Genomic DNA, 10,522 nt, shown 5'->3' with positions numbered 1-10,522 from the left:
TATCTAGAAATATCTTGAGACGTCCAAGTATTTTCTTTATTACTGGACTCTTATTAGAGAGTAAAACTAAGCCTGAGATAGGGCTTAAATATTAATATACGAGGGGAATATATATGGATGATACTCTAGATCTTTTACAGGATTCAATTGAGTTACTAATAAATCTTAGAGATTGGATGTACGTCGTACCAAAAGCCAATTTAAGAGGATTCAGTATTGATAAAGAATATTGGTTTAACTATGAAGATTTCAAGATGTTTAGAACACCAGAGGATGTAGGTATAGCTGTTAAAAGTGACACGGGAGAATTTGAACTTTTTAGCTACAGTGAATTTTTATCATTCTTCGATCGTAAATAAAAAGGAAGTTAGCAAAAAGCTGACTGCAAGAACTAAACAAAATTTTTATTTGAGAGGGGAATGAAATCGTGAAATATGATAAACAAAAATGCCCAAAATGCAGCAAGCCAGTTAAAACTTTATATAGACCATCAATGAATCATAAGGGTCCCAATCTTTGCTACTGGTGTAATCGAAAACGTGTTAAAAAAGAAAATGAAATGGCTTTACAAAAATAACATGAAAATTTTATAAAAAAGACGAACGAAAAACATCACTGGATCCAATGAAAGTTCGTTATTAAAAACAAAATCGTTAATTAAATAAAAAAGTGAAAGGCGAATACATTAACATGAATAATAGTAATATACATAAATCAGGTTATATCATACTCATTTATTTTGTAATGACTCAATTTGTTGGGATTATAGGTGTACAATTGCTAGCGAAGACGGGCTGGTATGATATTCAGGGAAACCAACAGCAAGCAATTCAACAACTTCTTGTGCATTGGGAACTAATTGGGTTTTCACTTATGCTGATAATCATTTTTCTTATATATAGTAAAGAAATAATAAATGATCCAAAGTTTTCGATTAAATTATCAAGAAATTCATTCATATGGACTTTAGTTGGGATCATATTCGTATTTCTTGCGCAGATGGTTGGTAGCGTGTTAGATAAGGGTGTATTCCAGCTAACTACGCAATCAGCAAATACGTCTAGTACAGTCGCTGCAGCAGCAATATCTCCTGTGGCACTTGTTTCAATTGTTCTTCTTGCACCTTTAGTAGAAGAGTTTGTTTTTCGTTATGCGGCCATAAACATTTTAATGTCTAAGTTTAAGAAAACTTGGAGCATACTAATAAGCGCATTGTTCTTTTCTATCATGCATTTTGATTTTCCATTTATATTTGGGTATTTTTTAATTGGAGTTATACTAGCTGTAGTATATATGCGTACTAATAGGTTACTAGTATCATTTGTTGTTCATGCTAGTATGAACTTAATTGTTGTTATACTCCAGATTTCTTGATGAAAAAGCAGCGGATTCACGTAACTTACTAGTGATTTAGTTTTTTTGTTTAAGAATTTTAAAATTATGGTAAGATTAATAAGACTACATTTGAAAATGTGGGTTCAAGTTGCTGTATTGACTGAATTGCACACCAAAAAAACCAATTCCATTACACGGGAATTGGTTTTTTTGGTGTGTGTTTTGTTAGCATAATGTTTGACGGCCTAAAGGAGAGTTGTTCCTTTGTAGTTTAGTATAACTTAAATAAAAAGAAAATTTAAAACAAAATATTGAATCTTTACATATTTTAAAATTACAACACAAAAATGTAAAGATATGGTTTATAATAAGTGGTGAAACACTCTCCTATGTTTCTAGTGATTGTATTTTTTATCTGTTTTTGGTGCGAAATCTGTTGATAGATTTTGCACTTTTTTATTTAATGTTTAATAGGATCAGAATGATATAGTGCCCCTATTTCTTGTAAACTCCTTTTCTCCATACCCACTCAATAGGACCATAACGGAAATATTTACTCCAAATCTTGCTGAATATAATTTGTACAAAAATAATTAAAAGCCCAAAGATACATAATTGCCAGTAATATACGTGTGAGACATCTTTAAAGCACCACGAAAGAATGACAAGCGTAAGTATGCTTTGAGTGATGTAATTCGTTAAAGCATACTGGCCAACGTTCATAAAGGGGTGCAGGCATTCTATATATTTTTTATTCTCACAAACTCTCAGTAGAGTACAAATATAGAATATAGCTAGCATTTTCCCTCCAAATAGAATCCATAGTTGTACATCCTGAGAGTAATAGACATCTGTTTTTATAAAGTAGTAGATAATAGGATAAGAGAGAAGGCATGAGATACATAACGAACTCCACTGTAAAAATCTAATTTTCTTTATTAATTCCGGTACCCTTTTAAAAATATTTTTCTTACCAGCCCATAACCCTATTAAAAATAAGCCTATATATTCCGGAATTCCTATTAGTAGTTGCTGGAATTCCTGAGTCATTAGAAAGAAAAGACGTGCTTTTATTTGATGAGAATAATGTATAAATAGATTTACAGTGTGATTGGTAGTGTTACCTGTAAACATATATTGATAGTAATTGGGCACTTCTGAAATAGAAGAACTTGCTCGCAAAAATACAATGATATGTAATACATAACTAACCATTAGGAAACTGCAACCAGCTATAAAAATAAGCCTAGTAGATCGCTTATAGAAGAACAATAGAATAAATCCAGCTAAGGCATACGCATGTAGAATATCTCCATACCATAGAAAGGTGAATTGGAGTAAACCGAAGAGTAGTAAGATACATAGTCTTCGGATAAATAGCCTATACATGGGATATCCTTTTGCTTCTGTATTTTTCATAAAAATGTAAAATCCTACTCCAAATAAGAATGCGAAAATAGTATAGAACTTTGCCTGTATAAACAAATCTACTAAAAAACGAATCACTTTATCTGTACCGATATAACCCGCTTGATTAAAGGGATCTAGTCCCGTCATAGTGGGTAGATTCGCAAATAGGATACATAGTATGGCTATACCTCTTATTATGTCTAACGAATGAATACGGGCGTTTTGTTGCATGTCAATTCTCCTTTCTTAAACAGAAAAAACGAGCACTATACTAGCTAGCGCTCGAATTACGTCTTGCAAAGAATCCATCATAGGTAGCAGCTGACACTGCTCCTTCTAGACGTTCAATTTCTTCACCTCTGTTATAAGCTACAACAACTGGAGTACCTGGAATGTCGAACTCTTGAAAGGCACTTTGATTTTCTGGTGTAGAGATATCAATACGATAAATGGTTCTATCATGCTTTTTTGACATACGATTGATATCCGGTGCAGCTTTTTTACAAAAATGACAGGTTGGTTGATAGTAATACGCAATGAACTCTTCATGGGATTGTATTTTTCCCTTTAATTCTTCTTTTGAAATATCTTTTATATTCTCAGGTGATCCTTTTACATCTGCAGCAGATACAATTGTTTTTTCTGGTGTTATAGTTTCTGTATTGACTGATTCATTCTTAGTTAAAGTAAAGATCGCAATACAAGCAACACATAAAGTAGTAACAATTGCTCCAATTTTGTAGATTTTTTTCATAGTAAATTCCTCCTTAAAGTAAAAAAAAAGGACAAACCTCGCCCGAGTTAACAGGGCGTAAGGTTTGTCCTTCACGCTACGTACAATAGAGTATAAACAATGGAAACAAATTTTCTATCTCTATAATACCACAAAATTCATATAGAATGCTATAGGAATTTTATAAGTAAAACAAAGGAATAACTTAATTGTAAAATTTCATGTACCAGATTAAATATTAAAAACAATAAACAGCACAATAAGGGGATTCTCTGTGGTGTATCCAACTGATAGGGACACTATCCTCCTCCAATAAGCATAAAATCATTCAACAAACACATCTCAAAAAGTGTGTGTACTTATGAAGTGTGTCTTAAGTACATTTTGATACCTTTTGAAGTAGTTTAAGCTGCAAAGAATATACTATATCTAAAGGTGTACCTTTTGGGAGAGTGTAATTGACTTTGTGCTACGATTGTTTTAAAAATAGGTTGCGGAATTAATTGTAGGATACAAGGCGGCGAAATAACATTAAGGATTTTATAGTTAAAATTATCAAAAAAATCAATAAAATCATAGTTTACAATTTTATCCTTTAGTTGGTATCATTTACTTATTAAGGGGGGAGTACATGGGTTTAAACATGTATTTGGGAGAAGTACAAGCTCAAACAGAAAGTATGAATGCTTTTTGTGTAGCCACTATTCAAGGTATGGAACAAGTTATTAATTCAATTGATGCTTTTGTGGGCGATACTATTTTGCAAGGGAAAACTTATGATACAGGGAAGACATTCTTTGCACAGACATTTCATCCTTTAGCTCAAGGAATTATTTATTTGTGTGAAGAATTAATTCGACAGAATAATTCCTTTCCGAACGATTTTCAATCACAAGTCGCTACAACAGATGTCATTGAACAAGAAATACGAGAACAAATTCGAGAAATTGACCGAATGAAAGCAGACATTGAAGGAACTAGTATTACCCTTCCAGGAATGCAAGTTATGGTGGGAATTTATGATACGATGAAACAAAAGCTTCAAGAAAAACTAGAGCATTTATATGAATTTAATTATGTTTCTAGTAGTAATTTTGATACAGCGCTTCAATTAGCTACGAGTATTGCTCAAGGTCTTGCAGAAGTTCAAAGTGGGAAAGGTTTTAGTCCTGCGAGTGGAACATTCAGTATACAAGATTTAAATATGAACTGGACTGCATCAATTCAAAAAATCACAGAGGAAAAAGCACGTGAATCTGATAAAATTGTGTATAGCGATTTAAATCAAGAAGAAACAATAAACAATGAAACTTCATTAGCATCAGGAAAAAAAGAATTTGATGGTAATAAATTAGCCAGAGATATTACAGGTGAAATAAGTGGAGAATATGATGTTCGGCGTGCTTGGGAAGGTGTAGATCCGTCTACGGGAGAGAAACTTGGTACTTTTGACAGAGTCATAGCTGGAGGTATGGCGGTAGCCGGTATTACACCAATCGGGAAGTTGGTTAAAATCGGTAAAGGTGTAAAGATGTCAGCTAGTGCTGTTAAAACTGTAAAGGGTGCTGAATCGAATTATGTACTTTTTAATAAAACGCATATACAATCAATGCCTAAACCAAAAGGGAGAGGTCCAAATGGAGGGAAGTTACAATCTCATCACGGTTTACAAGGGAAATGGGCGGAAGCAAATTTAAGTCAATATGGATATGATCCAAAACTTGCACCAACAGTGACGATTGAAACAGGAAAGGGGTTACCACATACTATTATTACTAATGCGCAGAACTTGAGACGTGATGAACGTGTAGCCTTAGGAAATGGAAAATGGAGCTCTTCTTTACAAGCGGAATTAAAGAATATAGTTTCTGATTTTGAAAAAGCGGGATTTTCTAAAGAAACTATTAGAGGAACTTTAGAACAACAATATAGAATGCTTGATAAGTTAAAAGTAAAATATGAAAGGATTGAGTATTAATGAGTATACTTGAGAACTTAAATGCAGTTTTCACTTTAGAAACACAAGAACCTCCAGCAACTAAAGAAACAATTCAAGAGTTACAAGGTTTTTCATCAATAGATGTTCCTTCAGATTATCTAGAGATAATTCAACATTGTACAGATGCAGAGATTAATGTAAATAATGAAATATATATCCGTATTTGGAGTCCAGCAGATTGTATAGAGATGAATGAAGCTCATAATATCCAAAAATATATACCTAACTCACTTGCAATTGGTGATGATGAAGGTGGGAAAGTGCTATTATATGCAAATGGAAAAGAAGGATTTGGATTATATATGGTGGATTTTGGAGATTTAGATATCGAAGAAGCAATTAAAATATCACCTTCTTTGAAACTGTTATTAATGGATGGCGTAGGTGTAGAAAAGTTATTGTTATAAATTTAAGGACATATGAAAATCACTGTATTCTGAAAAGGTAACGTTAAAGCATTTCTTATAAAACTTTATACAGCAAATAAAAAGAACCTACATGATAGGTTCTTTTTATTTTGTTAATAATTATTTGTGTTATGCATTGTAAAGGGGTAATGACATAACTTTGTAGTATTTCATTGTGTTAAATAGTTTCACCATGTGCATATTGAACAAAATCTACTTTTTCTTTTGATACAGATTGTAAGTTTGTATTGTTACTGAAGCTGAAAGATAAAAAACCTGTGATAATAGCAAAAATTAATAGAGATTTTTTCATTATTTTAAAGCTCCTTTCTCTGAAGCCTTTTTATCAGCTTCATTTGTCATGTGTAGATACTTGCTCGCTTTTTCATACGATTTTGAATCGTAAAACTTATTGCCTAAAATAGCTGAATAATCTTTTACGTATTTCCATAACTCTTCTTTCTTAAAATAACAAATTCCTGCCAAAATGATTTCTTCCAATTCATCTGTACTTATATTGTCATTTAATCCTTTTAGAATATTGAAATGATGATTATACTCTTCGTTTGAAATTTTTAATCCATTTTTAATATGCAACGTGACAGCATTTTTATCATTTAATTTGAAATACTCCTGCGCTAATAAGAACAATGTTTTTTGGTTATTTACAAGTGATCCATTTAGGTATTTTATTGCTAGTTCGGAAAGGTTTTGATCTGCGTACAATAACCCTAAATTATGTTTCACTTTTGCTGATAGTTTATCCTCGTCGTGTTTGTTGAAAGTATTTAAAGCTGCAAGGAAGTGTTCTTCCGCACTTTCATACTGACCGAGGGAAGTACAAGCAAGACCTAGTGTGTTATTACAAGCAGCAACTTTGATTTCATACCCTGCATGCTTTGAAAATAATTCCTTTGCCTTTGTAGTATATTTGATTGCTGGTAGTGGCTGATAAATATGATAGTGGAAAGAACCAAACATATAATTAAATTCAGCTATTTCAAGTTCATCTGGAATATCCTTTAATAATGTTTCAGCTTCTTCGTATTGCTCTTTAGCTGATGTGTAATCTCCTATATTAATTGAATAAATTGCTTTAAAAAAACTATGATAATATTTTAGGAAGGTGTCTGCTTGATCAGGTATACAATCTATCTTTTCTAAACTATCTTTATAGTTTTTAACGTCATGGGTAAGTAACTTATATCTAAAATCTAGTAATGAATAATAGATAAGTATATTTTGGTCTTCTTCAATTTGATGAATCTTGCTATCAATTTCTTTCTTGAAATTTGTGGATTTTAGTACATGTTGTGAAATGATGGATTGATACCAATTGTTTAGTAGATTTGTTATTTCTCCTTTGGAGACAGTTTGCACATTCATATTTAATCCCCTCACCCTATTAGTATATATTTCCATAATCTTAACATGTTAGCGGAATTTCAAGGTGATGTTGTTATTGAAAAAATAAAAATTGAATATTCTGTTTTTTGATTAACTACTGGGATTTTATTTACTTGCTTTTTATATGTGTACTTTGTTATTTTTACCAGATTCATTTAAATGTGGTATTTTATTAATAGAATAAGATAGTGTTTAGATATTTATTTTAAGTTGAGGGGAAAGATTGATGTGAAACCTATAAATTTATTGTCTCTAGTTGATGCAAGTGAAAAGCTATCACCTTCCGTATTTGAATTATATAAAGAACATTTTGACATTAAAGTTAAAAAAGATGAAATCGAAGATTTAAGTTCTTTAGTTAAAGAGCTTCTATCATTTGTAAATATTTTAAAAATAGTAGAGGGATTTTATGTAGGATATAAAATTAACCAAATTAATAAAGAGTTTGATCTTTTAAGATTTGGAGAAGAAACTATTATTAATATAGAATTGAAAAGAAAAAATACTGGGGATAGAATGAAAAAGCAACTTTTAAGTAATAAATATTATCTCAGTTTTTTAGAAAAGAAAGTTTTACAGTTCACTTACGTTGCCTTAGAAGAAAAGCTTTATTACTTAAACGAAAATGAAGAATTTAAAGAGAGTGATATTGAATTTTTATTTAAACAAATACATAAACAAAAATTAATTGAAATTGAAGACATACATCAAGAGTTTGATCCCTGTAATTATTTAGTCTCACCATTCAATTCTACAGAAGCCTTTCTAGAGAATCAGTATTTTTTGACTGAACATCAAGATAACTATAAAACTGAGATTATAAATTTAAGACAGGAGGGAGGACCATCCTATATTGCAATTGAAGGAGCTGCTGGAACTGGTAAAACTCTTTTAGCGTATGATATTGCAAAAGAATATATAAATAACTCCAAAAGAGTACTTATTATTCATTGTGGAACTGTAAATGCTGGGCATAGAAAGCTAATGTTTTATGATTGGGAAGTAACAGGTATAAGATACTATGAAAGTTATACCTTTAATGAATATGATCTGATTGTCATAGACGAAGTTCAACGCATACGTAAAGACCAATTAGAGGAAATATTACAAAGGATTAATGATAACAATGTGAAATGTATTTTTTCATATGATCCTAATCAATGTCTGGCTAGTTGGGAAGTTAGCAATAATATTCCTGAATTTTTAAAAGCTGAGGTATCTCCAAGACATTTTCCATTGACAAAAACAATTAGAACCAATAAAGAGATTATTTCCTTTATCACAAATTTGTTTGATACATCAAAAAGTAATGCACATCAAATTTATTCTAATATTAGCGTGCAGTATTTTGAGGGTCATACTAGTGTGAGGGATTATATTCAAGAACTGACTGATAGGGGATGGAAGGCTATAAATTATACGCCTGGTTACGGAAATAAATATTATCCATATGAAGTGTATCAAAACGGAGATAATAAAAGCGCACATGAGGTTATTGGACAGGAATTTGATAATGTAATTGTAGTGATAGATTCTAACTTTTTTTACAATAAAAATTTACTAACAAGTAAAAAAGATTACTATTATGATAATACAAAAATGCTCTATCAAATGATGACAAGAGCTAGAAAAAAATTGCATGTTATTATCATTGATAATGAGAAAGTTTTAGAGAAAAGTTTAGAGATTTTAGGATCTAATAAAATTGTTACAGTCTAAAAATTCATGAAAATAATGGTGTTAAACTAAAAGATAGGAATAAGAGATATCCTACCTTTTAGTACTCAAATAAAAACAGGCTAGATTCTTTTAAAAGGAATAATTAATACTTATTTTGAATCCGAAAAATTTTATTTTCAAATGAAAAGTTTTTGTTTGATTTTGCATATTGTAAAACCTCCTTTCTACATATGCATTTTACTCACTTTATCCTGAAATTCTAAGAGCATTTTTAAGAAACATAAAATTTTTTCAATACAATATAAAAAAGGAACTCTTTAATATTGCAGAGTTCCTTTTTGTTTTATAGCATTTTACGACAACGTATAATAAAATCAATATCTTTCGTTGAGCTATCCTCATTATGAACTCTCTCAATTACTTCGGCAGCATATAATTTATCTGCCTTATTGTCAGCTATCCTTTGTATATAATTTGTAACTATATATATAGCTTCTTCTTGAGTAATTTCAGCTTTCATTAATTCAACATTAAAGTATCCCATATAATCCCTCCGATTTAATGACAATAAAAAATCCCACAAGTTACCTTGCAGGATCACATACAAAATAGGGTATTTCGTACTTTTTTATTTTATATGAACAATAAAAGACAGGTCTATAAATATGCTTATACCATTTTAAATTTTTAGTATCGTTTGAACGGATAATACGTATTTTAATAAATTGAATGCACACGAAAATTTATCAAGTTGAAATTTAAATTAATTTAGTGCTATAATGCGAGGGATCAATTATCATATTTCTTCATCAATCTCATGTATTTTTAGTAAGAGTTTGTTAATCACAGCCTCTTAACGTACCGTTAGGGGTTTAACTCTTTTAAATAACTATTTTGCATTAATTATTTTCAGTATTTTAAAAAAACAAATGAATATTTCTAACAAAAGACTCCATTTTGATTAAATTTTTTCAGAATGGAGTCTTCTTAATAAATTGTACGATTGTGTATGCATTCTTTTTATTTAATATCAATTAATTCATCAAATTTTAATTGTGTATGTGTATTAAAAGCATCAAGACAATGAATCAATTTGTTTCCTGGATCTATAGAAGTCACTGTTATGTATTGGTGATGTAAATATCCCTTTCTGTAGTAAGAGAGGAATACCTCTTCATTGTATTCTAAGGATTGCTGTAAAGAGCGTTGGATTCTTTCTTTTGTATCATCAGTGAGTATTGGTCTATTAACTTTATTTTGGTCTTCTAGCATCCGATTTATTTTGTGATTTGAATTATAAGTCCGCCACAATTTGAACCATAATATTGCCCGAAAGCATAGTTTTTAGAGAACATCCTTGTAATATTTGAAGCATTACATTGCCATAAATCTTTTATTAACTCATAAACTTGCCTCAAAAAATAGTAGTAGGGGTAGTATCACACATCCATCAACTTAAGGATTTAGACTATTTTTGAAGTTAAAAGCACGTTACTATTTTCTTATGTTAATGAGAAAGGGTGACGTGTTTTTTATGAATATGAATCAAAA

11 protein-coding genes are annotated in these 10,522 nt (G+C 30.6%); 5 read left to right on the top strand and 6 right to left on the bottom strand.

The features are described from left to right. The first annotated feature begins 113 nt into the window (after window positions 1–113). A complete protein-coding gene (locus MR168_RS30290) occupies window positions 114–359 on the top strand; it encodes a hypothetical protein (RefSeq protein WP_000342852.1) in 246 nt (81 codons plus the stop codon). A 331-nt stretch (window positions 360–690) separates the two neighbouring features. Next, window positions 691–1,374, top strand: coding sequence for a CPBP family intramembrane glutamic endopeptidase (locus MR168_RS30285; protein WP_001065855.1), 684 nt, complete (start codon window positions 691–693; stop codon window positions 1,372–1,374). Between the two features lie 456 nt (window positions 1,375–1,830). On the opposite strand, the gene MR168_RS30280 is transcribed toward MR168_RS30285, so the two are convergent. Beyond that, a complete protein-coding gene (locus MR168_RS30280; protein ID WP_001186844.1) occupies window positions 1,831–2,976 on the bottom strand; it encodes a DUF418 domain-containing protein in 1,146 nt (381 codons plus the stop codon). 40 nt (window positions 2,977–3,016) lie between these two features. Then, window positions 3,017–3,499: a thioredoxin family protein gene (locus tag MR168_RS30275; protein ID WP_000725572.1), complete on the bottom strand. Its 483-nt coding sequence runs from the start codon at window positions 3,497–3,499 to the stop codon at window positions 3,017–3,019. Window positions 3,500–4,109: 610 nt separating this feature from the next. On the opposite strand from MR168_RS30275, the gene MR168_RS30270 reads away from it, so the two are divergent. Together MR168_RS30270 and MR168_RS30265 are read left to right on the top strand one after the other, a co-directional pair. Further along, complete coding sequence (locus MR168_RS30270; protein WP_000523962.1) at window positions 4,110–5,456, top strand: pre-toxin TG domain-containing protein; 1,347 nt, start codon at window positions 4,110–4,112, stop codon at window positions 5,454–5,456. Continuing rightward, entirely contained in the window at window positions 5,456–5,884 is a 429-nt protein-coding gene (locus tag MR168_RS30265) for an SMI1/KNR4 family protein (RefSeq protein ID WP_000025329.1), read from the top strand. Before MR168_RS30270 ends, MR168_RS30265 begins: the two co-directional genes overlap by 1 nt. A gap of 178 nt (window positions 5,885–6,062) precedes the next feature. Here the strand turns inward: MR168_RS30265 and MR168_RS33500 are convergent, their stop codons facing one another. After that, window positions 6,063–6,197: a hypothetical protein gene (locus MR168_RS33500; protein WP_000749279.1), complete on the bottom strand. Its 135-nt coding sequence runs from the start codon at window positions 6,195–6,197 to the stop codon at window positions 6,063–6,065. Further along, window positions 6,197–7,270 carry a Rap family tetratricopeptide repeat protein gene (locus MR168_RS30260; RefSeq protein ID WP_001102776.1) on the bottom strand — a complete coding sequence of 358 codons (1,074 nt, stop codon included), beginning with the start codon at window positions 7,268–7,270 and terminating at the stop codon, window positions 6,197–6,199. Before MR168_RS30260 ends, MR168_RS33500 begins: the two co-directional genes overlap by 1 nt. Window positions 7,271–7,519: 249 nt before the next feature. On the opposite strand from MR168_RS30260, the gene MR168_RS30255 reads away from it, so the two are divergent. Beyond that, entirely contained in the window at window positions 7,520–9,010 is a 1,491-nt protein-coding gene (locus tag MR168_RS30255) for a DNA/RNA helicase domain-containing protein (RefSeq protein ID WP_000802626.1), read from the top strand. A gap of 304 nt (window positions 9,011–9,314) precedes the next feature. Here MR168_RS30255 and MR168_RS30250 read toward each other — a convergent pair whose 3' ends face one another. Both MR168_RS30250 and MR168_RS30245 read right to left on the bottom strand, forming a co-directional pair. Then, complete coding sequence (locus MR168_RS30250; protein WP_021727833.1) at window positions 9,315–9,515, bottom strand: hypothetical protein; 201 nt, start codon at window positions 9,513–9,515, stop codon at window positions 9,315–9,317. Window positions 9,516–9,991: 476 nt separating this feature from the next. Then, entirely contained in the window at window positions 9,992–10,243 is a 252-nt protein-coding gene (locus tag MR168_RS30245; protein ID WP_000888766.1) for a YolD-like family protein, read from the bottom strand. Window positions 10,244–10,522 lie beyond the last annotated feature (279 nt).

This window comes from Bacillus cereus group sp. BfR-BA-01356, assembly GCF_022663635.1.
In the GTDB taxonomy this organism is placed as follows: Bacteria; Bacillota; Bacilli; order Bacillales; family Bacillaceae_G; genus Bacillus_A; species Bacillus_A cereus.
This window is presented reverse-complemented; position numbering and strand designations above follow the sequence as displayed.